The organism is Neiella litorisoli (genome assembly GCF_014773395.1).
Taxonomy (GTDB): domain Bacteria; phylum Pseudomonadota; class Gammaproteobacteria; order Enterobacterales; family Neiellaceae; genus Neiella; species Neiella litorisoli.
This window is the reverse complement of record NZ_JACXAF010000028.1, coordinates 1-25,796: the sequence shown is the minus strand read 5'-3', so window position 1 is coordinate 25,796 and position 25,796 is coordinate 1. Positions and strand designations below refer to the sequence as shown.

26 protein-coding genes are annotated in these 25,796 nt (G+C 50.6%); 18 read left to right on the top strand and 8 right to left on the bottom strand.

From position 1 onward, the window contains the following. The first annotated feature begins 107 nt into the window (after positions 1 to 107). Both ompR and envZ read left to right on the top strand, forming a co-directional pair. Positions 108 to 830 carry an osmolarity response regulator transcription factor OmpR gene (gene ompR, locus IC617_RS16950; protein WP_191146177.1) on the top strand — a complete coding sequence of 241 codons (723 nt, stop codon included), beginning with the start codon at positions 108 to 110 and terminating at the stop codon, positions 828 to 830. A 13-nt stretch (positions 831 to 843) separates the two neighbouring features. Further along, positions 844 to 2,148: a two-component system sensor histidine kinase EnvZ gene (envZ, locus tag IC617_RS16945; RefSeq protein ID WP_191146176.1), complete on the top strand. Its 1,305-nt coding sequence runs from the start codon at positions 844 to 846 to the stop codon at positions 2,146 to 2,148. An 81-nt stretch (positions 2,149 to 2,229) separates the two neighbouring features. Here the strand turns inward: envZ and pckA are convergent, their stop codons facing one another. The 3 genes from pckA to hslR form a co-directional block, all read right to left on the bottom strand. Beyond that, a complete protein-coding gene (pckA, locus tag IC617_RS16940; RefSeq protein WP_369410430.1) occupies positions 2,230 to 3,834 on the bottom strand; it encodes a phosphoenolpyruvate carboxykinase (ATP) in 1,605 nt (534 codons plus the stop codon). A 197-nt stretch (positions 3,835 to 4,031) separates the two neighbouring features. Next, positions 4,032 to 4,898, bottom strand: coding sequence for an Hsp33 family molecular chaperone HslO (gene hslO / locus IC617_RS16935; protein WP_439651281.1), 867 nt, complete (start codon positions 4,896 to 4,898; stop codon positions 4,032 to 4,034). A 228-nt stretch (positions 4,899 to 5,126) separates the two neighbouring features. Continuing rightward, positions 5,127 to 5,525, bottom strand: a complete 399-nt coding sequence (hslR, locus tag IC617_RS16930) for a ribosome-associated heat shock protein Hsp15 (RefSeq protein WP_191146174.1) — start codon at positions 5,523 to 5,525, stop codon at positions 5,127 to 5,129. Between the two features lie 180 nt (positions 5,526 to 5,705). Here hslR and gspC point away from each other — a divergent pair, with 180 nt between their 5' ends. From gspC to IC617_RS16870, 12 genes are read left to right on the top strand one after another with little or no spacing between them, the layout of a single operon-like run. Next, positions 5,706 to 6,638: a type II secretion system protein GspC gene (gene gspC, locus IC617_RS16925; RefSeq protein ID WP_191146173.1), complete on the top strand. Its 933-nt coding sequence runs from the start codon at positions 5,706 to 5,708 to the stop codon at positions 6,636 to 6,638. A gap of 20 nt (positions 6,639 to 6,658) precedes the next feature. After that, positions 6,659 to 8,701, top strand: coding sequence for a type II secretion system secretin GspD (gene gspD, locus IC617_RS16920; RefSeq protein WP_191146172.1), 2,043 nt, complete (start codon positions 6,659 to 6,661; stop codon positions 8,699 to 8,701). Next, positions 8,694 to 10,274, top strand: a complete 1,581-nt coding sequence (gspE, locus tag IC617_RS16915) for a type II secretion system ATPase GspE (RefSeq protein WP_191146171.1) — start codon at positions 8,694 to 8,696, stop codon at positions 10,272 to 10,274. Before gspD ends, gspE begins: the two co-directional genes overlap by 8 nt. 3 nt (positions 10,275 to 10,277) lie before the next feature. Continuing rightward, entirely contained in the window at positions 10,278 to 11,513 is a 1,236-nt protein-coding gene (gene gspF, locus IC617_RS16910; protein ID WP_191146170.1) for a type II secretion system inner membrane protein GspF, read from the top strand. A 17-nt stretch (positions 11,514 to 11,530) separates the two neighbouring features. Next, a complete protein-coding gene (gene gspG / locus IC617_RS16905) occupies positions 11,531 to 11,992 on the top strand; it encodes a type II secretion system major pseudopilin GspG (protein WP_191146169.1) in 462 nt (153 codons plus the stop codon). An 8-nt stretch (positions 11,993 to 12,000) separates the two neighbouring features. Beyond that, complete coding sequence (gene gspH / locus IC617_RS16900) at positions 12,001 to 12,570, top strand: type II secretion system minor pseudopilin GspH (RefSeq protein ID WP_191146168.1); 570 nt, start codon at positions 12,001 to 12,003, stop codon at positions 12,568 to 12,570. Next, positions 12,570 to 12,938: a type II secretion system minor pseudopilin GspI gene (gene gspI / locus IC617_RS16895; RefSeq protein WP_191146167.1), complete on the top strand. Its 369-nt coding sequence runs from the start codon at positions 12,570 to 12,572 to the stop codon at positions 12,936 to 12,938. The genes gspH and gspI overlap by 1 nt, the downstream gene beginning before the upstream one ends. Further along, positions 12,935 to 13,564: a type II secretion system minor pseudopilin GspJ gene (gspJ, locus tag IC617_RS16890; protein WP_191146166.1), complete on the top strand. Its 630-nt coding sequence runs from the start codon at positions 12,935 to 12,937 to the stop codon at positions 13,562 to 13,564. Before gspI ends, gspJ begins: the two co-directional genes overlap by 4 nt. Next, positions 13,533 to 14,606: a type II secretion system minor pseudopilin GspK gene (gene gspK / locus IC617_RS16885; RefSeq protein ID WP_191146165.1), complete on the top strand. Its 1,074-nt coding sequence runs from the start codon at positions 13,533 to 13,535 to the stop codon at positions 14,604 to 14,606. Before gspJ ends, gspK begins: the two co-directional genes overlap by 32 nt. 7 nt (positions 14,607 to 14,613) lie before the next feature. Then, a complete protein-coding gene (gene gspL, locus IC617_RS16880) occupies positions 14,614 to 15,768 on the top strand; it encodes a type II secretion system protein GspL (RefSeq protein WP_191146164.1) in 1,155 nt (384 codons plus the stop codon). Beyond that, the gene (locus tag IC617_RS16875) at positions 15,765 to 16,241 is read left to right on the top strand and encodes a type II secretion system protein M (RefSeq protein WP_191146163.1); all 477 of its coding nucleotides are present in this window, start codon (positions 15,765 to 15,767) and stop codon (positions 16,239 to 16,241) included. The genes gspL and IC617_RS16875 overlap by 4 nt, the downstream gene beginning before the upstream one ends. Then, complete coding sequence (locus IC617_RS16870; RefSeq protein ID WP_191146162.1) at positions 16,238 to 16,996, top strand: type II secretion system protein N; 759 nt, start codon at positions 16,238 to 16,240, stop codon at positions 16,994 to 16,996. The genes IC617_RS16875 and IC617_RS16870 overlap by 4 nt, the downstream gene beginning before the upstream one ends. Positions 16,997 to 17,187: 191 nt before the next feature. Here the strand turns inward: IC617_RS16870 and yrfG are convergent, their stop codons facing one another. Then, positions 17,188 to 17,853, bottom strand: coding sequence for a GMP/IMP nucleotidase (gene yrfG / locus IC617_RS16865; RefSeq protein ID WP_191146161.1), 666 nt, complete (start codon positions 17,851 to 17,853; stop codon positions 17,188 to 17,190). A 72-nt stretch (positions 17,854 to 17,925) separates the two neighbouring features. Between yrfG and nudE the strand changes: the two genes are divergently transcribed. Further along, positions 17,926 to 18,495, top strand: a complete 570-nt coding sequence (gene nudE, locus IC617_RS16860; RefSeq protein WP_191146160.1) for an ADP compounds hydrolase NudE — start codon at positions 17,926 to 17,928, stop codon at positions 18,493 to 18,495. Positions 18,496 to 18,519: 24 nt separating this feature from the next. Next, positions 18,520 to 19,332, top strand: a complete 813-nt coding sequence (gene cysQ, locus IC617_RS16855) for a 3'(2'),5'-bisphosphate nucleotidase CysQ (protein ID WP_191146159.1) — start codon at positions 18,520 to 18,522, stop codon at positions 19,330 to 19,332. A 58-nt stretch (positions 19,333 to 19,390) separates the two neighbouring features. Here the strand turns inward: cysQ and sthA are convergent, their stop codons facing one another. Both sthA and IC617_RS16845 read right to left on the bottom strand, forming a co-directional pair. Then, positions 19,391 to 20,821, bottom strand: a complete 1,431-nt coding sequence (sthA, locus tag IC617_RS16850) for a Si-specific NAD(P)(+) transhydrogenase (RefSeq protein WP_191146158.1) — start codon at positions 20,819 to 20,821, stop codon at positions 19,391 to 19,393. Positions 20,822 to 20,895: 74 nt separating this feature from the next. Next, the gene (locus IC617_RS16845) at positions 20,896 to 22,035 is read right to left on the bottom strand and encodes an acyl-CoA desaturase (RefSeq protein ID WP_191146157.1); all 1,140 of its coding nucleotides are present in this window, start codon (positions 22,033 to 22,035) and stop codon (positions 20,896 to 20,898) included. Positions 22,036 to 22,192: 157 nt separating this feature from the next. Here IC617_RS16845 and fabR point away from each other — a divergent pair, with 157 nt between their 5' ends. After that, positions 22,193 to 22,813, top strand: coding sequence for an HTH-type transcriptional repressor FabR (fabR, locus tag IC617_RS16840; protein WP_087507346.1), 621 nt, complete (start codon positions 22,193 to 22,195; stop codon positions 22,811 to 22,813). A gap of 4 nt (positions 22,814 to 22,817) precedes the next feature. Here fabR and trmA read toward each other — a convergent pair whose 3' ends face one another. Further along, complete coding sequence (gene trmA / locus IC617_RS16835; protein WP_224746092.1) at positions 22,818 to 23,903, bottom strand: tRNA (uridine(54)-C5)-methyltransferase TrmA; 1,086 nt, start codon at positions 23,901 to 23,903, stop codon at positions 22,818 to 22,820. 97 nt (positions 23,904 to 24,000) lie between these two features. Here trmA and murI point away from each other — a divergent pair, with 97 nt between their 5' ends. Beyond that, the gene (murI, locus tag IC617_RS16830) at positions 24,001 to 24,798 is read left to right on the top strand and encodes a glutamate racemase (RefSeq protein WP_191146155.1); all 798 of its coding nucleotides are present in this window, start codon (positions 24,001 to 24,003) and stop codon (positions 24,796 to 24,798) included. 7 nt (positions 24,799 to 24,805) lie between these two features. On the opposite strand, the gene IC617_RS16825 is transcribed toward murI, so the two are convergent. Next, positions 24,806 to 25,264, bottom strand: a complete 459-nt coding sequence (locus tag IC617_RS16825; protein WP_224746091.1) for an RNA recognition motif domain-containing protein — start codon at positions 25,262 to 25,264, stop codon at positions 24,806 to 24,808. Positions 25,265 to 25,796: the final 532 nt, after the last annotated feature.

The following is a 25,796-nucleotide window of genomic DNA, read 5'->3' as shown; positions in this document are numbered from 1 at the left end:
GAGTTGCCGCTCACATAATTTGTAACAAAAGGCTGATTTCATTTGCATTCAATGCTTTGCTTCATCTGCGTTGTGGGCACTATAGTGGACCAAAAAGGAGACTGGCAATGAATCAGGAAAGCACCAAAATTCTGGTGGTCGATGATGACATGCGCTTGCGAGCGCTGTTAGAGCGCTATTTGGTTGAGCAAGGTTATCAGGTGCGAGTGGCGCCGAATGCTGAACAGATGGATCGTTTATTAGAGCGAGAAAACTTCCATTTAATGGTGCTCGACTTAATGCTGCCGGGCGAAGATGGTTTGTCCATTTGCCGTCGCATGCGCCAGCAAGAAAATGAGCTGCCCATTATTATGCTGACTGCCAAAGGCGATGAAGTTGATCGCATTATTGGCCTTGAACTCGGCGCTGATGATTATCTCGCTAAGCCATTTAATCCCCGTGAACTTCTGGCCCGTATTCGAGCCGTCTTGCGCCGCAAAACCCAAGAGGTTCCAGGCGCGCCCTCCCATGAAGAAACCATTGTCGAGTTTGGCGAATTCAAACTCAATCTGGCGACCCGTGAGATGTCGCAAAATGGTCAAGCGTTGACGTTAACCAGTGGCGAGTTCGCCGTCCTCAAGGCGCTGGTCACCCATCCGCGAGAACCGCTATCGCGCGACAAATTAATGAACCTAGCTCGCGGCCGCGATTACTCGGCGCTGGAGCGCTCGATTGATGTGCAGGTTTCGCGGTTGCGGCGAATGCTTGAGCAAGATCCATCGAACCCTCGCTATTTGCAGACGGTTTGGGGGTTGGGATATGTCTTTGTGCCCGATGGTACCAGCGTTTGATGGTTAGTTATTAATGGTTCGGCTTTGGCCTCGCAGTGCTTTTGGGCAAACGGTATTACTGATTGGTAGCCTGCTGCTGCTTACCCAAATGGTGTCTTATTTCATGGTCGCGCTTTATGTGATTAAGCCGTCCTATGAGCAAATTGTTCACCTGCTGGCGAATCAGGTGCGGCTGGTGCTGGATGATCACAATCCCGGCCATAAAATGCTGGAGCCAGCACTCAAATCACGAATGCTATCAAGCACTGGTATTGAGATTTACATTGAGCCGGTGGCAATGGTGTCAGGATTAGAAAATGCCACACCATACGCCCTACTATCCGAGCAAATGAGTGATGAACTTGGCGGCAATGCCGAGATCCGTATTGAACAGGGCGCGAATTACATTGTGTGGGTGAACGCACCGCAAGCGCCGGAGTTGTGGCTTCGGGTGCCGATGAAGCAGCTTGAAGAGAGTGATTTCTCGCCGCTGCCCATGTACTTAGCGATTATTGGTGGGTTGAGTGTGCTGGGGGGCTGGCTGTTTGCTCGGCAGCTCAATCGGCCCTTAAAGGCGTTGCGAGTGGCGGCGTTAAAAGTTGCCCGTGGCGATATGCCCGAAACCCTGAAAGAGTCAGGAACACAAGATGTGGTTGAGGTGACCCGCGCCTTTAATCACATGGCCAATGGCATTAAGCGGCTCGAAAGTGACCGAAACTTGCTGATGGCGGGCATTTCTCATGATTTGCGCACACCGTTAACGCGCATTCGTCTCGCCAGTGAAATGATGGCCGATGAAGATGACTGGCTTCGCGATGGTATTGTTCAGGATATTGACGACATGAACGCCATCATTGATCAGTTTATTGAGTACATTCGCCATCACAAAGATGAGTCGTTAGAACCTTATCAACTTAATGACATTGTGTCGGAGGTGGTGCAGGCCGAAGAAGTGCGCGATGTGGCGATCCATTTTCATCCTGATGCCAAGCTGCCGGAAATCCCGTTGCGACGGGTGACCATCAAACGCGTGGTCGCTAATCTTGTTGAAAATGCCCTGCGTCACGGTGAGCCGCCGGTTGAATTGCACACAGGACTGGATGCTAGCAAGCAAAAAATCTGGTTAACGGTGCGCGACCACGGCGCCGGAATTCCCGATGATCAATTGCAGAATGTGTTTGAGCCGTTTACCCAAGGCGATAAAGCGCGTGGCACTGAAGGCAGTGGTTTAGGACTAGCTATTATCAGGCGGGTAGTCCTGTCCCATGGCGGCAATGTGTCGTTATCGAATATGGACGGCAAAGGACTGATGGCGCGAATTGAGTTGCCGTTGAGTTAGTGCAGTCCAGTCCTATCATTACCCGAAATGCCGAGCCAATAAAAAACCCGCCGAAGCGGGTTTTTTCGTTTGACCTTGGTGCTATTTCAGCTGTGGTCCGGCAGCGACCAAAGCGGCGCCAGCATCATTATCCGTGTACTTCTCAAAGTTGTTAATGAAGCGGCTTGCTAAATCTTCTGCCTTCGCTTGCCAATCGGCAACATCAGCGTAGGTATCGCGTGGATCCAAAATCGCTGGATCAACTCCAGGTAGTGACGTTGGCACTTCAAGGTTGAAGATAGGCACTTGCTTGGTTTCCGCTTTTTCGATGGAATCATCAAGAATCGCATCGATAATGCCGCGGGTGTCCTGAATGGAAATACGCTTGCCTGAGCCGTTCCAGCCAGTATTGACCAGATAAGCTTGGGCGCCTGCTGCTTCCATCCGCTTCACCAAAACTTCTGCATATTTGGTTGGGTGCAGGGTCAAGAACGCAGCACCAAAACAAGCAGAGAAGGTTGGCGTTGGCTCGGTAATACCACGCTCAGTACCCGCTAGTTTCGCGGTGAAACCACTCAAGAAATGATACTTGGTTTGCTCTGGAGTCAACTTAGACACCGGAGGCAATACGCCAAATGCATCAGCAGTTAGGAAGATCACTTTATTGGCATGGCCAGCTTTCGAGACAGGCTTAACGATGTTCTCGATGTGGTGGATAGGGTAGGAAACCCGACCATTCTCGGTTTTTGAGGTGTCATCGAAATCAACGGTGCCATCATCACGCACGACAACATTTTCCAATAATGCATCGCGTTTGATTGCATCATAAATGTCAGGCTCTGCTTCTCGAGTCAGGTTGATGGTTTTAGCGTAGCAACCACCTTCGTAGTTAAACACGCCTTCATCGTCCCAGCCATGCTCATCGTCGCCGATTAAAGCACGTTTTGGATCGGTAGACAGGGTCGTTTTACCGGTGCCTGATAGGCCGAAGAAGATTGCGGTATCGCCATCTTTACCGACGTTGGCAGAAGCGTGCATCGAAGCGATGCCGCGCAGTGGCAGGTAGTAGTTCATCATGGCGAACATACCTTTCTTCATCTCGCCACCATACCAGGTGCCGCCGATGACCTGCATTTTCTCGGTCATATTGAAAACGGTGAAGTTTTCAGAATTTAGACCATGTTCACGCCATTTTGGATTGGTTGTTTTAGAACCATTCATGACCACAAAGTCAGGCTCAAAGTCTTCCAGTTCTGCCTCGGTTGGGCGCAAGAACATATTGGTGACGAAGTGGGCTTGCCATGCAACTTCAACAATAAAGCGAACTTTCAGACGAGTATCTGGGTTAGTGCCACAGAAGGTGTCTACAACGTAAAGTTTTTTGCCGGAGAGTTGTTTGGTGACCAACGCCTTGAGGTCATTCCAGACTTCTTGGGTAATTGGCTTGTTATCATTTTTGGCTTTTTCAGAGGTCCACCACATGTTCTCACGAGTGGTGTCGTCGCAGACAATCCACTTGTCCTTGGGTGAGCGGCCAGTGAAAATGCCAGTGTCGACTGCTACGGTACCGTTCGCGGTCACTCGGCCGCGTTCAAAGCCTTCGAGTGATGGATCGGTTTCAGCTTCGAAAAGCTGATCGTATGACGGGTTACGGACGATCTCAACGGTATCGGTGATGCCGTATCGAGTTAGATCGAGTGTTTGGATTGGAGCGTCCACTGTCATGTCGTTCTCCTAGTTTTAAGGTGTAGGGATATAGGTATTGTTTTTTATCTTTCTGGTTAGACATTGTTGTCGCTCGGCACTCTGGCAGTCCTGTTGCCAGATCAAAAAATGAGACGTTATCAACGGCGCTAGCCGATCAACGTCACAAATTTTAGGGGCAAATTCGACCCCTAAAAAAACTAATGAATTTTTTTGTTGGTCAGACCAAATAATTCATCGAAATCTTCGGCACTAAAAACATGGTGGGTATTACAGTACTGACAATGAATATCCACTTGTTCTTGTTCGCTAAATAACTGTGAAACCTCTGCTTTTCCCATGCTGATTAAGGCATTCATGCTGCGCTCCCGTGAGCAGCTGCAATGGAAGGTCACATCTTGATGCGGATACAAGGTGACATTTTCTTCATGGAATAAGCGATGAAGCACTTGCTCGGCCGGCAATTCGTAGAGCTCTTCGGCCTTTAGCGTGTTGGCCAAAACCTGTAAGTGGCTGAAGTCTTCATCATCGTTATCTTGTTTTGGCAAAGCCTGAATCAAAATGCCGCCGCACTGCTGTGATTCGACATCAGCGAAGAGTTTCAAGCTGGTCGCCAGTTGCTCAGAGCGATAGAAATACTGCTCTAGACAGGCACTAAACGTGTCTTCGCTCAATTCAACCACGCCTTGATAGCGCTCGCCTTTGTCGGGGGCGATGGTGATCACCATCTGGCCTTGGCCAATCAACTGCTTGAACGTCATGTCGCTACCAACATGAGACTGAACTCGGGCAATGCCGCGCATGGTCTGGTCATTGCGGCCATTAATCACCAGCAACGACAATGGCCCTGAGCCTTGTATCTGTAAGGTGATTTCGCCTTCAAATTTGATCGTAGCGGTGAGTAAGCAAGTGGCTGACAATGCTTCGCCAAGCAGTTGCGCAATAACCGGAGGGTAATTGTGGCCCTCAATGATGCGGGCATAAGTGCTGTGCAATTGCACCAATTCGCCTCGGCAATTGCGCTGTTCAAAAAGGTAGCGATGCAGCTGATCAGCGTTGGATTGGATCACGTGAGCAAGTCCTTATTTAGCTATTCGTGTCGTAACAAAACTTGAGTGTAACGAAAAGTTGCTCAACACGGCATGGGTGGAAAAAAGTTTTTGATAAAAAATTATTATCATTAATGTTCATTGGGCTGCGACAGCGAGTCGCGAGAGGGCTGCATTATAACGATCCCAAGGGCGCAGTCATCATAATGTCATGACAAGTTCGTTACACTGCGCCGTTCCGTGGCGCTAAAAGTCGCTTTGGCGGTTTTTCAGTTGCACTAATTCGCGACGGCGTTTTTTGTCGGGTTTAGTTGGCGGCGCCGCCTTGCTGGCATTGGCCAATTGTCGCTGTTGAATGAGCTTTTCCCGTTGTTGTTCGCTTTCAGGGGTTTCCTGATACAACTGTTGGGCTTCAGTGGCACTGCGGCGGATATCGCTCAGGCCAGTAATGACCACAGTTTTTTCGACATAACCTTGCGTCAGGCGCACGGTTGCGCCGAGCTCCACAGTTCGGCTGGGCTTGCTGCGCTGGCCGTTGTAACGAACTTTGCCGCCCTGAACCATTTGTTGGGCGATGGAGCGAGTTTTGTAAAAACGGGCTGCCCACAGCCATTTGTCGAGACGGATATTGGTATCTGAAGACATCAAATTCGATTTCTCTGGTGGTAAAACAAGTGACATAACGCCAGAAAGTTATCAGATTTGCGATAAGGACGCACAAACACAGGCTTGTTCCCTTGTCGCAGGGCCTTTGCCTCGTTTAACATGGCTCAGATTTGCCACGGGTGGCGATGCACTGAGAATCGGAAAAATAGAAGAGTAGCAATGAATTTGGAAGTAGTAGCCAAACGCTGGATTGCCGCCTTGTCGAGCAGCAAATTACCAGTCGACAAAATTCGGCTGGCCGCGCTGATTGTACTGAGCCTTGTTGTGGCTTACTTGTTGGCGATTTTAACTCAGCGCTTGCTACCCACCACCCATTCCAAAGGCCAATGGCAACCCCCAAAAGCAGAGCAGCAAGAGCGTCAACAACGCGACGTCGGCGTACTGCAAGAAATGAAATTATTTGGTGACGCTGCTGCCGCGCCGGTTGTTGAAAACAAACCAACCGAAGCGCCGAAAACTAAATTGCAGGTCAAGCTAACCGGTGTTGTGGCCAGCTCTGAGCAACACAAAGGCTCGGCCATTATTGAGTCGAAAGGTTCACAAGCGACCTATGGCATCGATGACCGCATTGACGGTACGCGCGCGGTGATCAAAGAAATCTACCCAGACCGAGTTATCATCAGCAATGCGGGCGCGATGGAAACACTGCAACTTGATGACGCTTACGCAAAAGCCAACTTTGAACGTAACAAGCCGGTTCAGAAAGCACCTGCCAAAGCCAGCGCAACTCGTAAGACGGTGTCAGCTCCGCGCAGTCCCAAATTACAACAAGCGCTAGAAACCATGAATTCGCCTTCGGCCAGCAATGCCGATAAGCTCGCTAAGCTCACCGATTACGTCAAAATTACCCCAGTACGCGATGGCACCGAGTTGAAGGGCTTTCGTATTAATCCTGGAATCGACCGTGAACTATTTCAATCCGTTGGCTTGAAAGCCAACGATCTCGCCGTAGCTCTCAATGGTTATGACCTCACTGACATCACTCAAACTGCCCAAGTGATGGAAGAATTGAAGACCATGACCGACCTCTCTTTGACTGTTGAACGAGACGGCCAACTCTATGACTTTTTATTGGAATTACCGTCGCCGTGAAGCTAACTAATCATTTACTTATGAATCATAAAACCGTTCGACCAGCTGCCAAATGGCTGCGTCAATTGTTGTTGGCGTCGCTACTCGGAAGTGCTGCGCTGACTGCCTCTGCCGCTGAATATACGGCCAGTTTCAAAGGAACTGAAATCAACGAGTTCATTAACATCGTTGGTAAGAACCTCAATAAAACCATCATTATCGACCCTGCGGTTCGTGGCAAAATTAATGTCCGCTCGTACGATTTGTTAAATGATGATCAGTACTACCAATTCTTTCTCAATGTATTGGAAGTCTACGGTTATGCCGCCGTCGAGATGGACAACAACATCATCAAAATCGTCAAAGATAAAGACGCCAAATTTGCGCCGAACCCAGTGATTGGTAAGGATGGCCCTGCTTTTGGCGATGAGTTCATTACTCGCGTGGTGCCGGTTCACAATGTCTCGGTACGAGAGTTAGCGCCGCTGCTGCGCCAGCTGAACGACAATGCTGGTGGTGGTAACGTGGTTCACTATGATCCGTCCAACGTGTTGATGATCACCGGCCGTGCAGCGGTGGTGAATCGCTTGGTGGATATTGTTGATCGGGTGGATCAAGCCGGTGACCAGAACGTCGATATTGTCGATTTGGAATTTGCTTCCGCTGCCGAAATGGTGCGCATTGTTGAGAGTCTAAATCGCTCAAGTGGTGGTAAGAACGCCGCCGATTTTCTGACCCCAAAACTGGTGGCAGATGAGCGTACCAACAGCGTGATTGTGAGCGGTGAAGAAAAAGCCCGTATTCGCATCGTTAATTTGATTGAACGTCTCGATAAAGAGTTGGCGACCAGTGGTAACACCCGAGTGTTTTACCTCAAATACGCCAGTGCTGAAGATTTGGTTAGCGTGCTTGAAGGCGTCAGTGATTCTATTACTGCCGAAGAGAGTGGCGGCAGTAAAACTAAAAGTCGTAGCCGCAGCGACGTCAATATCGAATCCCATGAAGACAGCAACGCGCTTGTGATCACTGCTGAGCCATCAATGATGCAATCGTTGGAGGCGGTGATTCGCCAGCTCGATATCCGTCGCGCTCAAGTTCATATTGAAGCCATTATTGTTGAAATCATGGAAGGCGACGGCGCCAATTTAGGCATTCAGTACTTTAGTGAAGATACCGGCTTGATGCAGTGGAACAACGGTACGCAAGTGCCGGTTTCTGGCTTGTGGGCTGGCCAGCGCGCAGCAGAGGACGTCCCAGGCTCAACGGTATGTACCGGTGATACTTGTACTGAAAACCCTGATCAGCAGGGCGATTACACTCTGTTGGCGAGCTTGCTGGGACAAATCAACGGCATGATGTTAGGTGTCATCGAAGATGACTGGGCTGCAGTCGTGCAGGCCGTTAAAACCAGCTCTAATTCCAACATTCTATCAACGCCGTCTGTAACCACACTGGACAATCAAGAAGCCTTCTTTATCGCAGGTCAGGACGTGCCGATTTTAACCGGCGCGACTGCCAGCTCGGGTAACGATAACCCGTTCCAAACCATTGAGCGTCAGGAAGTGGGTGTCAAATTGAAAGTGACGCCGCAGATCAACGAAGGCGATGCGGTTCAGCTCGTTATTGAACAGGAAGTTTCTTCGGTCTCTGGTACCACGTCAGTGGATATCACCATCAACAAGCGCGAGTTGAAAACGACCGTGATGGCCGACAATGGCGATACGGTAGTGCTTGGTGGCTTGATTGATGAAGATGCTCAAGAGAGCGAGTCAAAAGTGCCGCTGTTAGGCGATATTCCAGTGTTGGGTAAGTTGTTTACCTCGACGTCGACCACCAAAGCCAAGCGCAATCTGCTGGTGTTTATCCGCCCGACCATTGTGCGCGATGCCGCCACCATGAATGCGGTCAGCTCGCGCAAGTACAATTTCATGCGCGCGCTGCAGTTATCGCAAGACGAGAAAGAGTTGCCAATTATTCGTAAGAATGTGCCGGTATTGCCGGAGTATGGCACGACGCCGGACGCGGAAGCTTACGAGAAGCATCTCGAAGCGGCTAAGAAAGCTGGGTTATCAGCCGATGAGTAATACCCAACAGAATGCATCGGTAGAGCAAGACGCTCTGGCCGATGCGGAGCTTGTTAGCAATGATCAACTAGCTGACACTGCAGACGAGCGAGCGCCAGAACACCAAGCGCCGACTCAGCTACCGTTTGCTTTTGCCCGCGAATTTGGCGTGCTGTTGATCCTCGATGATGGCGACCCGCGCCTCTGTCACAAGAGCAGCGCTCAGTGGCGTTATATTAGCGAAGCGCGGCGAGTTGCCGATCAGCCGGTGCGCCTTGAAATGGTCGCTGATGATCAGTTTGAGTTGGCATTGACCGAGGAATACCAGCGCGATTCCAACGAAGCGAAACAGTTGATGGAAGACATCGGCAACGATGCCGATTTCTATACCCTTGCCGAAGAGCTGCCGGAAACCGAAGATCTGCTCGATTCCGACGACGATGCGCCAATTATTAAGCTGATCAACGCCATGTTGGGTGAAGCCATCAAGTACGGCGCTTCGGACGTTCACGTTGAAACCTACGAGCAAAGCTTAGTGATCCGTTTCCGCGTTGATGGCGTGTTGCGTGAAATGCTCAAGCCCAACCGCAAGCTGGCGTCGCTGTTGGTGTCACGGATCAAAGTCATGGCCCGTTTGGATATTGCCGAAAAGCGGGTACCGCAAGATGGCCGTATTTCATTGCGGATTGCCGGTCGGGCAGTGGATGTGCGGGTATCGACCATGCCATCAAGCCATGGCGAGCGAGTGGTATTGCGACTACTGGACAAAAATCAGGCCCGCCTCGATCTGCAAAGTCTTGGCATGACCGCCAAAGTCCGCGATCAGTTTGCCGAGGCCATTGCCAAACCACACGGTATTATTTTGGTGACCGGCCCAACGGGCTCGGGTAAAAGTACCACCTTATATGCTGCGCTGACGGAAATTAATAGCCGCGAGCGTAATATCCTGACCGTAGAAGATCCGATTGAATACGCGATCGAAGGGATTGGTCAAACTCAGGTTAATAACAAAGTTGATATGACATTCGCGCGCGGTTTGCGGGCGATTTTGCGTCAGGATCCAGACGTGGTCATGGTTGGTGAGATCCGCGACTTGGAAACAGCACAAATCGCTGTTCAAGCGTCGTTGACTGGCCACTTAGTCTTATCAACGCTACACACCAATACCGCGGTCGGTGCGATTACCCGATTGCATGATATGGGTGTGGAGCCTTTCCTACTCTCTTCTAGTTTGCTGGGTGTTCTGGCCCAGCGCTTGGTGCGCACGTTATGTGATGAGTGCCGTGACCCTTACAGTCCTTCGGATGCCGAACGCGAATTAATGCACTTGTCGCCGAACGAACCGGCCACTTTGTATCACGCGAAAGGTTGTGAGGCATGTAACTACACCGGCTATAAGGGCCGAACCGGTATTCATGAGCTATTGGTGGTGACCGATGAAGTGCGGGAAATGATTCACAACGGTGAAAATGAACAACGCATTGAACGGTTGGCTCGCGAGCACAGCTCCAGCATTCGTAGCGATGGTTTCCAAAAAGTGCTGAATGGCGAAACCACCTTGGAAGAAGTCATGCGCGTCACCCGCGAGGAATAAACCGTGGCTGTTTTCCAATACAAAGCAATCAGTGCTGAAGGTAAGCAAGCCAAAGGTGTTGAAGAAGCTGAAAGTGCCAGGCAAGCTCGCCAGCAATTGCGTGAACGAGGCTTGATGCCGACGCAGCTGACAGAAGTTACTGATAGTCGCGCAGCCAAAAGCGACTCAGCCAAACCGTCATTTCGCAGTCGTTTTCGCGGCAAAATTTCAACCACCGATCTGTCGTTAATGACGCGCCAATTGGCAACGCTAGTGCAATCCGGCCTGCCGATTGAAGAAAGTCTCCATGCCGTTGCTCAGCAAAGTGAAAAGCAGCGTATTGCCAGCATGATCATGGCCGTTCGCGGCCGCGTGTTAGAGGGCCATTCACTGGCTGATAGCCTGCGCGGTTTCCCCCAGATCTTTGATGAACTATTTTGTGCCACGGTTGCCGCCGGTGAAAAGTCCGGCCATCTTGATGAAGTGCTCAATCGCTTGGCCGACTATAACGAAAAGCGTCAAGACACCCGCGGCAAAGTGATTCAGGCGCTGGTTTACCCCATTGTATTGACGGTGATTGCCATTGGCGTCATTAGCTTGTTATTGGCAGTGGTGGTGCCCAAAGTGGTGGAGCAGTTTCTGCACATGGGCCAGACCCTTCCGCTGGCCACTCGGATTTTGATTGGCGCCAGTGACTTTGTTCGCGATTACGGCATCTTCCTGTTAGTTGCGGTCATGCTGATCGCCGTTGTTGTGCAGCGCGTGTTGAGTATCAAGCGTTATCGTTTTCGCTGGCACCAAGTGCAATTGAAATTGCCGGTGGCCGGTAAAGTGGTGCGTGGTTTGAACACCGCTCGGTTTGCCAGGACTCTGAGTATTCTTACCGCCAGTGCGGTGCCTCTGCTTGATGCTATGCGCATTGCCGGCGATGTCTTGCTAAACCTGCAAATGAAAGATGCGTTGCGAAAAGCTGCTGATCGGGTTCGTGAAGGTAGTAGTTTGCGCGCGTCGTTGCAGGAAACTAAATTGTTCCCGCCGATCATGTTGCACATGATTGCCAGTGGCGAAAAAAGTGGCGAATTGGAGCAAATGTTAGGACGTGCAGCTGATAATCAGGACCGTGAATTTGACAGTGCAATGACCATTGCGCTTGGCTTGCTAGGGCCTTTGGTGTTGGTGGCGATGGCTGCCGTTGTTTTGTTTATTGTTGTAGCGATCCTACAGCCGATTTTAGAAATGCAGAATTTAGTTGGGCTGTAACCCAACAGGAGGAATATATGCGTTGTAATAACTCACAGACCAAGCGCCACAAGCAATCGGGTTTTACCCTGCTTGAAGTGATGGTGGTGATCGTCATCCTCGGCATTATGGCGAGTATGGTGGTGCCGCGCTTGTTAGATAGCACGGAGAAAGCGGCGACTCAAAAAGCAGTTTCTGATATCGCTAAACTCGAAGAGTTGCTCGATATGTACAAGTTGGATAACCACCGTTACCCGACTACTGAGCAAGGATTAGAGGCGCTGATTGCTGAGCCTTCGGTCGATCCGGCGCCCCGTAATTATCCGAAAAATGGTTATGTTCGTCGTCTGGAAAAAGATCCTTGGGGCAACGATTACCTCTACCTCAGCCCAGGCGAGAATGGCGAAATTGACATTTACACGCTAGGCGCCGATGGCGAAGAGGGTGGCGAAGGTGCCAACGCTGATATTGGCAACTGGAATCTGCAAGACTTCCGGTAAGCAGCAAGATGAACCGTCGCTCCGTCCAGCAATCGGGGTTTACCCTGATCGAAGTCTTGATCGTGGTGATGATCATTGCCTTCGTCTCGGGCGGAATGATTTTGACCTTGTCGGGCGCCGGACCTGAAACCTTGCTAGAGCGTGAGGCGCAGCGGTTTCGAGTTGCCATGCAAATGGCCTCTGATCGCGCCATGCTGACCAGCGAAGAATTAGGCTTAATGGTCACTGATGATGGCTATGAGTTTGTTCGCTGGAATGATGTTGATTGGCAGCCGGTGGCTAACAACAAGGCGCTGATGCCACATGTGGTTGATGAAAATATTGGTTTAAAGCTGGAACTTGATGGCTTGCCGTGGGAACAAGAATCCTTGTTCGAGAGTGACGGCCTGTTCGAAGACATGTTTGCCGAGGAAGACGAGGACAAAATCACACCACAGGTGTTTGTGTATAGCTACGGCGAGTTTACCGATTTCAGTTTGGCGTTTAGCTGGAAGCCAATGGAAGATGAGCAGCCGCCGACAGTGACGGTGTGGGGCCAAGCCGACACCTTAACGATTAAGACCGGAGAGGACGAATAATGCGTCAGCGCGGTTTAACTTTAATCGAAGTGTTAGTGGCCTTGGCTATTTTCAGCTATGCCGCGGTGAGCCTGATTGGCGCCAGCTCGCAAAGCTTGCGTTCGCAATCACTATTAATGGAAAAGTCGATTGCCAGCTGGGTTGGGCAAAACCAGTTAGCGGAATTCATTCTGCGCTACAAACCGTCATCCCAAAGCCAAGGCAAAATGTCTGGCAAGGTGACCATGTCGGAGCGCGAGTGGTATTACAAGATTTCCTTAACCAGCGGCGGCAGTGATTATTTGCGCGGCGTGCAAGTTGACGTCAGCTTGGAAGAAGATGGCGAGTATGTCATTGCCTCGGTTACGGGCTTTGTGGAAAAGCCATGAATCAGCGCGGCTTTAGCTTACTTGAGATCTTAGTGGCCGTGGCCATTTTTAGCATTATTGGCATTGCCGCATACGGCACCCTGACGACAGTGCAAAAAGCCGATGTTCGCTCACAGCAATACGCCGAAGATTTCGAGCGTTTGCAGCGCGCACTCTGGGTGATGGAGCGCGATTTCATGCAAGCCACAGTGCGCCAAGTACGGCTTGATGGCGATGCGCCGTCGAAAGTGCTGTTCGCCCATACCCGCGGCAGCGGTGAAACCGACAGCGACACGGTGGCCTTTACCCGTGGCGGTTGGCTTAACCCGTTTAACCAGCTGCCCCGCGGTGAAGTTCAGGGCGTTGTTTATCGAGTTGAAGAGAATCAATTACAGCGCTTGCACACCTTGTATCCTGATCAGGCCGCCGGTGTTGAGCCGAAGGTACGAGTGCTAATTGACGATATTGAGTCGTTTAAAGTGCGGCTCTATGTCGGTGAAAGTTGGGTTGAAAACTGGAATAAAGAATTAACCTTGCCGAATGCTGTGGAAGTGACAGTCAATAGCAAGGCATTTGGCACAATCAGACGCGTTTTTCTGATGACAGGAGCAAAGCTTGAACAAGCACCTGCAGCAACGACCACCTAGTGGTTTGGCGCGCGCTTGGCCTCGGCAAAGCGGTGTTGCGCTGATCACTGTGCTGTTGGTGGTGGCATTGGTGTCGATGATTGCCGTCGATATGAGCGAGCGATTGCGCCGTCAGCTGACTCGCACCTCGACCCTGATGAGCTTGGATGCGGCCAAGTGGGTCAACATTGGCGCAGAAGGCTTTGCCCGCAAAATATTGCGGCAAGATTTTGATGACAGCTCGGATAAAACCCATCTGAGCCAGTACTGGGCCAGCGGTGAAGTGACCGCGCCGTTAGAGAGCGGCGCCATTTTTACCGGTGAGCTCAGTGACATGCGTAGCTGTTTTAATTTGAACGGCGTCCGAGCGCAGGAATCCGAGTTAGCGCAATTGCAGCAAACCGGCGAGCGACCACTAGCGGCCAAGCAATTTCTGGCGCTCTTGGAGCAGCTTGAAGTCGATAGCTACCAAGCGGAAATCATGGTCGATTCACTGACCGATTGGCTCGATGCCGACGATTTTGTTAATCAAAGCGGTGGTGCTGAAGATAGTGAGTACCAGAGTCGGGTGAAGCCTTATTTAGCGGCGAATAGCAGCTTGGTTGATATCGGTGAATTGCGTGCCATTAATGGCTTTAACCAAGCGGTGGTCGATCGCATTGCGCCTTATGTGTGTGTTGTGCCAGCCACTAGGCAGTGGCTGCTCAACGTCAATACGGTCGAACAACCGGAACAATTTGTGGCGGCATTTAGCCCCAACATGACCTTGTCGCAAGCCCAGCAGCTGATGGATGATCGGCCCCGAGATGGCTTCGACACGGTTGACGATATGATGAGTTCTCAGGCCTTTGCCGGCATTGAGATCCCAGCGCAAGTGAAAGCAGGGTTAACCGTGCTGTCGGATGTGTTTCTACTCAAAGCAGAAACCCGCCTAGACGACGGCACCAAGCTGCGCACCGAAGCGCTGTTAAAACACGATAGTAATAACTGGACGGTGATAAGCCGTCGGTTTGGAGGACGAGTTGAACGAGTTCTTGATAGTGAGGCTGGCGAGTCACAGTGATCAGGCCATGCAATGGCTAGTGTGGTCACAAGGTGAACAAGAAGTCATTGCCTCAGGAGAGCTGGCAGGTGCAGACAAGCTGCATGAATTGCAGACTTGGTCGACCGATCGCGAGATTATCGCGCTCGCACCGATGAACGATTGCGGTTTGGCCGATTTGCCAATGCCCAAGAAAAATCGTCGCCAAGCGATGGCTGCCCTGCCATACATGCTCGAAGATGATATTGCCCAGGACATCGACAGTATTCATGTCACCATTACCGATCAGAGTGCGGCCGACCATGTTGGTGTGTGTTACGTCGCGCATCAGAAGATGGATTTATGGCTGTCTTGGTTGCAACAAGCCGAGCTGGTGGTTAGCAAGATCGTCCCCGATGTACTGGCGCTGCCGAATACCGAAGAGCAATGGCAAGCGGTTGCATTAGGAGAGCAATGGTTGATTCGCCAAGCCACCAACCAGGGTGTGCTGCTTGATGATCATACTTGGCTGCAGAGCTGGTGGCGACAAGCGACCTTGCCCGATGGCGGCATGGTAAGCCACACGCCATGGCCAGCCGATCTTCAATCCGAGCAAGTTGCGGTTGAGCTCGCTGAGTTACCGCTACTGGCGTTGGTTGAAGGTGCCATTAGCAGCAAAGTGAATCTGCGTCACGGCCCTTATCGAATCCGCGTTAAACGTGCTCAGACCGCGTGGCGACCATGGCTTCACGTTGCTTCGTTGGCGGCGGTTGCGCTGGTGCTGTACTTGTTAAATGTCGCGCTGCGAGTTAGCGAATTAAACCATCAGGCTGACTTGGTCGAAGCCGAAGTGGTCCGCACCTATCAAATTGCTTTTCCCAATGAAAAACGGGTCAATAATCCGAGAGCACAAATGCGCCAGAAGATTAAGCAGATTGGCGGTGCCAGCGGCCCAGCAGAAGGCTTTTTGAGTGCATTGCACGATGTCGCTGAAGCCTATCGCTCGGTGAGTGGCTTGGAGATCCGCTCATTGCGCTTTGATCATAAACGGCAAGAGCTGAGAATTCAGGCATTGGGCAAGGATTTCCAACAATTCGAGCAATTTAAATCGGCAGTCAGCAATGGCTATCAAGCGGAAGTCGGCGCGTTGAATTCCAGCAACGGTCAAGTCAGTGGCACAGTCACGATTCGGAGAGTGTCATGATTGAAAAATGGCAGCAATTACAACAGCGTGAGCGGCGCTTGCTGATTGCCATGGCAGTCGCCTTTGCGGTGCTGGTGTTCTATTTGTTGATTTGGCAACCACTACACAACTCGGTCACCACGGGGCAGCAACGCCTGCAGGCACAACAAAACACCTTAGAATGGATGCGCACCAGTGTCAGTCGGGTCTTGTTGTCACGCTCGGCCACCGCGCAATCAAGCGCCAAGGTCTCGGGGAGCTTGAGTCAGCGCGTCAATCGCACCGCAAGCCAGCACAAGATTAAGTTAAGCCGGATCCAGCCGCAAAAGGATGAGCTCAGCGTCCGCATCGACAAAGCCGAGTTCAATGCGCTATTGGCGTGGTTACAAACGCTGCAGCGCCAGCGAGTGGAAGTGACCTCGATTGATCTCAGCCGAGATGATGATGCCGGCATGGTCCAAGTTCGTAAATTACAGTTGAGAATTATTCAATGAGCCGTTGGTGGTTAGTCGCCTTTGCATTGGTGATGTATTTAATTTTTGTCGTTGCCACCTTGCCGGCACAATTTGGTTTATGGCTATTGCCGCCACAAAACAACCTGCATGTTGGGCGTGTTTCGGGTTCCGTATGGCAAGGCGAAATTGGTGTGGTTCACTGGCAAGGTAAGCTCATCAAGGATGTCCAGTGGGATATTAACATTGGCCAATTGCTACTTGGTCGGCTTGAGGCTGATATTATTGCCGGTCAAGATATGACCAGTGATATTGCGGTGACGGGCACTGCGGGCATGAGCTTGTCAGGTTGGTATGCAAAGGATCTTGAAGTGATGATGCCTGCGAGCGTTGCTGCGGAATTGTCGCCAATGCCGTTGCAAGTTGAACTTGAAGGCATGATTGATGCTCAGATCACGGCAGCTTCGCAAGGTACGCCATGGTGTACAGAGCTCGATGGTTTAGTGACGTGGCGCAATCCTAAAGTGATCGCTGCCGCTTTGGGCAACCCGTTTAAGCTTGATAATACCCGAGCGACATTAACTTGCGTCGATGGCGAAATTGTCGCCAAGGTCGACGATGACAAGCAAGTTATCGGCCTTGATGTATCGGCAACTTTGGCTGCTCAGAGCTATTCGGTGTCAGGCACCCTTAACCCAGGTCCGCAATTTCCCCAAGGGTTCGAACAAGGCTTGATGTTTGTGGCGACGCCAATTGGTAACAATCGCTACCAAATTGAGCTCGACGGTAGTTTGTAGCTACGAGCGACTTCTGTCTTCGCTAGAGGCGAAGTGTCTGGTCGTTGCGAAAGCATCTGCCGCAGGGATGCGGCAGTTGAGCCATCAGGGATGATTTCACGGCGTCTTGAGTCACTATCTGACAACTCGCCTCGTTCCGCACCTTAGTTTCATCTATTGTTCTGTTACGGTTCATGCACATAACATTGCTGTCAAAGCGGCGTGATATCGCCCAACAGCGTGGTGAAATCGCCCACCGATTCAAACTCATCAATGATTCGTGCTGGCTGTTTGCTATCTGGATTGGTCACCGCTAGCAAGTGGCCGATGCCAAAGCGCTGGGCTGAGCGCAGCACTGACAAGCTGTCATCAACAAATAAGGTCCGAGCTGGGTCGAGCGACTGCTCATCCATCACTTGCTGCCACAGCGATTGATGTTCCTTGGGCGCGCCGTATTGGTGGCTCGACAACAAAGTATCGATTAATTCACCAAGGCGAGTGTGTTCAACTTTTAGCGCCAGACTGTCTGGGTGCGCATTGGTCAGCAACATCACCTTGCGACCACTCGCTTTAAGCGCGTGTAGAAATGGCTCGGCATCGGCCCGCAGTTGAATCAGATGGGCGATTTGGCGCTTTAACGGCATCAAGTCGATGTTTAAATGCTGATTCCAGTAATCAAGGCAGTACCACTCCAATTTTCCTTGCAGTTTTTCATATTCCCCTTTGAGATACGTCACAGCCTCGGCTTCGCTGATGTTGTTTTTGCGGGCATAGCAACGCGGCAGAAATTCGAGCCAGAAATGATTGTCGAAATACAGGTCGAGTAGCGTGCCGTCCATATCGAGCAGCACGGTATCGATTGATGACCACTTGGGCATAGTACTGGAATCTTTATCAGGAATTGGGTGTAATGAGGGCACCCTATCACTTCACGCTCGGCAAACCAACGCATGTCAGAAAAGGATTTACCCCAGCTCAAGCTGCCACGCATTCATCAACGCACAGTGGTTGCTAAAAGCCGGATGTTTGAAATCGAAACCATTGATTTGGAATTCTCCAATGGTGCTCGCCGTCAGTATGAACGCATGCGAGGCAGTGGCCGTGGCGCAGTGATGGTGGTGCCTGTGACCGAAGCCCGTGAATTTCTGCTGATTCGTGAGTATGCTGCAGGTACCGAACAATACGAACTGGGCTTTCCCAAGGGATTAATTGATCCCGGCGAGCAAGCCATTGAAGCGGCCAATCGAGAGTTGCAAGAAGAAGTCGGTTTTGCTGCCAGCGATTTGACTTCGCTCAAGCAGATCACGTTGGCGCCGGGTTACTTTGCTGCCAAGATGGACATCCTGTTGGCGCAAGACTTGTCGCCATCGGTTCTTGAGGGTGATGAACCTGAGCCTTTGGTGGTGGTGAAATGGCCCATTGATGATTGGCTTAGCCTACTGGATTGGCCGGAATTTAAAGAAGCCCGAAGTGTGACTGCATTGATGCTCGCAGCGCGCCATTTGGCGCTGTGGAGTTAGTTTCGACAAGAGAAGGAAAAGCAGATGAAGTTGGAGCAATTGTTGGAATCCGTGATGACCATCGCCGTTGATGCGGGGCGGGCCATCTCTGACATTTATGATTCCGGCGATTTTGAAGCCTTGGAAAAAAGTGACCAAACTCCGGTGACGACCGCCGATTTGGCCGCTAACGATGTGATTCTCAAAGGCTTACGTCAACTGCCTGTTGATTACCCCATTTTGTCGGAAGAATCCGAACACATTCCCTACAGCAAACGCGCTCACTGGGACCGCTACTGGTTGGTCGATCCGCTCGATGGTACCGGCGAGTTTATTCAGCGCTCCGGCGATTTTGCTGTCAATATTGCTTTAATTGAAGCGGGCGTGCCGATCATGGGGATTATTCATGCGCCGGTCAGTGGCATTAGCTACGCGGCGATTCGTGGTCAGTGCGTGTTCCGCCGAGATGCCGATGGTACCGATACGCCGATTCATGCTCGCTCGCTGAACCGAGAACAAGAAAAGCTGCGTTTTGCCATTAGTCGCCGACAAAAACTGGACTTAATTACAGAATGCTTGCCCGCAGGAATGAACGCCGAATTTATTCCATTTGGCAGTAGTACCTTGAAAAGCTGCATGGTTGCCGAGGGCAGTGCCGATTGTTATTTGCGCATTGGCCCGACTGGCGAGTGGGACACGGGCGCAGCGCAATGTATTGTCAGCCAAGCGGGTGGTGCGGTGATGACCATGGGGCTAGAGCCGCTAACCTATAACCAACGCGAGAGCTTTGAAAACCCCAATTTTATGGTGGTGGCTGACCCGGCCTATTGCTGGGGTGATATTATTCGCAGTCACTAACAAAAACGCTGAGCAACAAAAAAGGCCTGCAATTGCAGGCCTTTTTGATGCGCATTCGTTAGAACAAGCGGTTTAATCCGTTCAGGGCCGCCACTCGATAGGCTTCAGCCATGGTTGGGTAGTTGAATGTGGTGTGGGCAAAATACTCAATGGTATTGCCGCTACCCTTTTGCTCCATGATGGCTTGTCCAATGTGAACAATCTCTGCTGCACGCTCGCCAAAGCAGTGAATGCCCAAGATTTCTTTGGTCTCGCGGTGGAATAAGATCTTCAGCGTGCCAACCGGCTGATCGGCGATTTGGGCGCGCGCTAGATGTTTGAAGTGTGCACGACCCACTTCGTAGGGCACTTTTTTCTCAGTGAGCTGTTGCTCGGTTTGGCCGACTGAGCTGATCTCTGGAATGGTGTAAATGCCGGTTGGAATGTCGGCAATCAAATGGGTGTCGCTTTGACCTTTGGTCATCGCATCAGCAGCAATCCGACCTTGATCATAAGCCGCACTCGCCAAGCTCGGGTAGCCAATGACATCACCAACGGCATAGATGTTATCGACGTTCGTGCAGTAGTGCGTATTCACGGTTAACTGACCTCTGGAATTTGCCTCCAGGCCAACCGCTGGCAGATTCAGCTTGTCGGTGTTGCCGGTGCGGCCGTTGGCGAACAAGAAGCAATCGGCGCGCATTCGTTTACCGGATTTCAGCTCCATCACGACGCCGGTCTCATCGCCAACAACTGACTCATATTCTTCGCAATGACGAATGTTGGCACCGTTGTTTCGCAAGTGGTAGCTCAGGGCGTCAGAGATCTCGGCATCGAGGAATGACAGCAAGGCATCGCGGCTGTTGATCAGTTCGACCTTGTTGTTGAGGCCGCGGAATATCGAAGCGTATTCACAACCGATCACACCGGCACCATAAATAATGACGTTGCGCGGGTCATGCTCTAGATTGAGGATGCTATCGCTGTCGTAAATGCGAGGATGGCTGAAGTCAATATCGGCAGGTCGATATGGGCGCGAGCCAGTGGCGATAACAAATTGTTTGGCGGTCAGTTGGTCAATGTTGCCATCGGCGCGGGTAACGTTAATGGTGTAGCGATCGACAAAGCTGGCTTCACCGTGGATAACGTCGACTCTGTTGCGCTCGTAGAAGCTATGGCGCATGCGGATTTGCTTGCCAACGACACCTTGAGCGTGCTGCAAAATGTCTTTAAAGGTGAGATGGAGGTTGTCTTGCCGGTTTGAGAATAGAGGGTTGTTATTGAACTCGGTGAGTCGCTCAACACTGTGGCGCAGTGCCTTCGAAGGAATGGTGCCCCAATGCGTACAACCGCCGCCGACATCGCTATGGCGCTCAATAACAGCAACATGCTGACCTTTTTTGGTCAGGTTCATTGCCGCACCTTCGCCTCCTGGGCCGGTACCGATAACAATTACATCGTAGTTAAATGAGGTTGGTTTGGCGGTTGAGGAGTCCTGTTTTTTGCTCACGTTCAGCCCTGCTAGTTGACGTATCCATCAGAAGTAATGGCAGTTTAGCAGGACTGAAGTTGAAAGCCGAGTGATCAGGCTGGTGCTAAATGAGTCACCTCTGCCATCAACAGTTGCCACCTTCGTTGGTGATCGCGAACCGCCCGACGTAATTTTTCGAGGCGTAATTGAAGCTCTTGCCGTTCTTGCTGATAACTATTCGACAGCTTATCTTTTTTTAGCTGCAACAATTGCTTGCGTACCGCATAGTATTCCTGAGTACGTTGCAGCAAGCGGTCATACTCGTGCTGTAAGGCTTCGCGCCAGCGTTCGGCGTGAATGCTAAGCGAAATTTTGCTGTCGAGTTTGAGCTTTTGCGTATCGAGTTTGGCTTTCATGATCCGCTCGGCTGGCGCAGTGCGAAGGTTGCTCGCCAGCTTTAATTTGGCCATGGTCCAGATAAACCATTTGCTCGGATCGAACTGATACCAACGGATACCGTTGCGGTAATCGTACTCAAACAAATGATGGAAGTTGTGATAGCCCTCACCATAAGTCAGTAAGGCTAACCAGCCATTATCTCGAGCGGTGTTCTTTTCGGTATAAGTCCGCTTACCCCAAACGTGGGCCAGCGAATTGATGAAAAAGGTGAAGTGATGACTGGCGACGAGGCGCAACACGCCGATTAACAAGAAACCACCAATCGCATCACCAAGCAGCCAGCCCAAGAGTACCGGAATGCCCAAATTCAATGACCATGTCATCAGCCAATAATTGCGGTGCTGCCACATGACAATCTTGTCTTTTTGCAGATCGCGGCAGTTACTGTAATCGTGATAGCGCATCGGTTGGTACTCGCGCAACATCCAACCAATATGGCTGTACCAGAAGCCTTTTGTCGCCGCGTATGGGTCTTTATCGCCATCATCAACATGGCGGTGGTGAGCGCGGTGATCGGAACTCCAATGCAGCGCACTGTTTTGCAACGCAAATGCGCCACCAATAGCCAATACAAAACGAACAAACGGGTGTGCGTTGAAAGTCTTATGTGCCCACAAGCGGTGGTAACCAACCGTAATGGACATCCCGCAATAGCCGAGGCAGAGCACCGCTGCGATCCATAATCCATAACTATATCCGTAGGTTATGCCGTACCATGGGACGATTGTTAATGCCGCAATAAAGGTGCTGGCGAAAAGGATGTTGGTCGACCAAATGAGTTTAGGTTTAGACATGCTTTTATTTTTCAGCGTACAGGTGTACGCAAATTAAAACCGAGCTTGGCAGTAGGATCAAGTGACAAATTTGTTTTTGTTTGAAGCCATGGCTGTTACCAATTCAGATTAAGAGTAGAATTGCCTGAGCAATCATAACTTTGCATGGGAACTGAGAATGTCAGGTGTTCGCGCACAACAAAAAGAAAAGACGCGTCGAGCGATTATCGACGCGGCATTTAGTCAATTAAGCGCTGAACGCAGTTTTTCGGGGCTCAGTTTGCGCGAAGTATCTCGAGAGGCGAACATTGCGCCAACGTCCTTTTATCGCCATTTCAAAGATATGGACGAGCTTGGTCTAACCATGGTCGACGAAGGTGGCTTGGCATTGCGCCAGTTGATGCGCAAGGCTCGCCAACGAATCGCGGATGGTGGCAGCATTATTCGTACCTCGGTCGAAACTTTCATGGAATTCGTCCAGCACCATTCCAACGTTTTTCGCCTGTTGTTGCGGGAACGCTCGGGTACTTCGGCTGCTTTTCGGGCGGCGGTGAATCGTGAGATCCAGCATTTTATCGCGGAGTTAGCCGATTACCTGGAAGACTATGGCAAGTGCTCCCGTGAGCTGGCTGTGATGGAAGCCGAGGCGATGGTGACATTGGTGTTCAACGCAGGCGCCGAGGCGTTAGACTTACCCGCCGCGGCACGTAAGCCTTTGGCGGAGCGGGTGATCAATCAATTACGGTTAATTGCCAAAGGGGCGGCGGCATTGAAGCATGACCGCCGTTTTAGCGAGTAATCCGTTATTTTTCTACCAGCCAAACGCCCATTTCAGCGTGATGGGTAAATGGAAACTGATCGAATAACGCCAGTTTCTCGACGCGGTACTTGTCGGTCAGGCGCAACAAATCGCGATGCAGGGTATCCGGATTGCAGGATATATAGAGCACGCGCTTAAAATTCATTGCCATTTCTCTGGTCTGTTCATCCAATCCTGCTCGCGGCGGATCGACAAACAATGTATCGAGTTGATAGCTCTTCAAGTCTATCCCCTCCAAACGACGGAAGGTGCGCTCGCCACGCCAAGCTTGGGTGAATTCCTCACTCGATAAACGAATGATGTTGAGGTTGTTGACCGCATTGGCGGCAATATTGTGCTGTGCAGAGTCAACCGATGGCTTGGCAATTTCAGTAGCCAATACCTGGCGGAAGTTAGCGGCCAGTGGAATCGAGAAGTTGCCATTTCCGCAATATAACTCAAGCAAATCGCCGGTCATGTCTTTGGTGCAGTCTTGCGCCCAACTCAGCATATGTTCGCAAACAGCCGCATTCGGTTGGGTGAAACTGTTTTCGACATGGCGATAATGATAGTCACGACCATTGACGGTCAGCGTTTCATTAACGAAGTCGCGATCCAGAATCAGCTTTTGTTTACGAGCACGGCCAATAATAAATACAGGAAAGTGTTCTCTCAGTGCTGTTTGCAACTGTTCGGCTTGCTCAAGCCAGTGTTCATCTAACTGCTTGTGGTAAAGCAAGCTGATCAGTAGCTCGCCTTGCTGGCTTGATAGGTAGTCGATTTGAAACAGCTTACGGCGCAGGATGTCGTTGCTTTTAAGATGTTCTATCAGCAGAGGCATCGCTTGGTTAATTAGTTCAGAAGCCGTGTTGAACTGATCGACACGGTATTTCTGCTTGCTCTGCTGATCAAACATGATGTGGTACAACTCATCGCCATCATGCCAGACTCGGAACTCGGCACGCATCCGATAATGTTGCGCCGGCGACTGGAACACTGTCATTGGCACATCACCAAATTCGGCAAATTGTTCGCTCAAGCGAGCGACTTTTTCATCAAGCTGTTGCTGATAGGAGAGTTGATCTGACATAGTTTGATCCGAAAGCGAAAACGGGCCGATTGTAGGGATTAGTTTATAACTGTCCAGTTTTTGTGCCGATTTATTATGTTTCTGAAGGCTCATCGCATTGCGCAACCAAAAAATCATCGTCTTTGATTCCGGTGTTGGCGGCTTAACTGTTTGGCAGCACATTCGCGCCTTGGCACCAGATCTTGAGTGTCATTATGTCTTTGACAATGCGCTATTTCCCTACGGCGAACTGGAGCAGGACGTACTCAATCATAGAGTCTCTACTATTTTATCCAGTTCGTTGGCGGCCATTAAGCCTGACGCCATCGTGATTGCATGCAATACAGCGAGTACCTCGGTGTTAGCTCAGTTACGAGACAAGATTGCCGTGCCGATTATTGGTGTCGTGCCCGCGATTAAACCTGCTGCGGCGAGCAGTAACAGTAAGCACATCGCTTTGCTGGCAACACCTGCGACGGTGAATCGAGATTATACCGATCAGTTGGTGGCCGATTTTGCCGCCGACTGCCAAGTCACCAAGCTAGGTATTGGCGATTTGGTACAAATGGCGGAGCGCTACTTGCTCAATGGCGAACTTGATATCAAGCGGCTTGAACAATTGCTGCAACCGATTCGAAGTCAGCCAAGCATCGATACGCTGGTGTTGGGCTGCACTCATTACCCGCTGCTAGCATCACCGATTGCAGAGTTGCTACCGGGGATTCGATTGGTGGATTCAGGTTATGCCGTTGCGCGCCAAGTGATAAGGCAGTTAGCTCGCGAAGTCGATGAGGTGATGTATGAGCCGGTTGATGGCTGTTACTATTCGACTGCTGCGGTGTCCGATCCGGATCTGCTGCAAAAAGCGATGAAGGGCTTTGGCTTAAAGCTGGGCAGGTTGATTAACCTGCCCTAGAGAGTTGTTATTCTTGTTCGGTTTTATTCTTGGCTTCGCGAACTTTTAGATTACGCTGCTGAAAATCGGCATCATTAAGCGCCTTAATCGCAGCATCCGCGTCACCTTCTGCCATTTCAACAAAGCCGAAGCCTCGGCGTTTGCCAGTCTGACGGTCTTTCATTAAGCGAACAGAAAACACTTTACCGTGTTGGGCAAATAAGTTGCGAACAGCAGCTTCATTTGCTCGATATGGCAAGTTACCCACATACAAGGTACGCATACCTTGTTCTGCAGTCGTTTGATTACTTCTTACATTGGCTACGAACGCAGTAATTAGCGCTGCAACTAATGCAATGATGGCTGTGGTCCAATCTGGAGCGAGGTAAGCGCTAATTGCCGGAAACGTAATTTTGGCAACGATCGCCAAGACGAGAGCTGTTCCAACGGCAGTTAGCGTGCGTCTCATTTGCACTGAAGAGGTCATTGTTATTATCACCTAAATTGCAGGTTTGAAATATTAAGGCTCTGAGAGCTACTGGAGTCGTTAACGGAACACGAGTTTACAAATAAACAACAGCGACGTAACAAAAAGCTCCCAGAATTGACCACATTATCGGCAGTCAGAAAAAAGTTATAGATTGGTGCTTGACTCTGTGAGCTGTATCTCTAAAATGCGCCTCCACTGCTTCGGGGCAACGGCAAACTTCTAAAGTTTCAAACTTTCTCGACGCACTCAATCAACCAAGCTCTTCAAATAATGAAGAGCAGCGATTTGAAAAAAAGATTTCAAAAAGCGGTTGACACTGAGAATCGGAAGCGTAATATACGCCTCCCGCAGCCAAGGAGCTGGTCGAAATAAAACATTCATCCATGAATGATTTCGACATTCACACATCCTTGTGCAGCACGCGCATTTTAATGCGCATCGCTCTTTAACAATTAGCAAGACAATCTGTGTGGGCACTCGCAGTGAGTTGAGATAAAAAATTATCAACTTATTGAAGAGTGTTCAAATT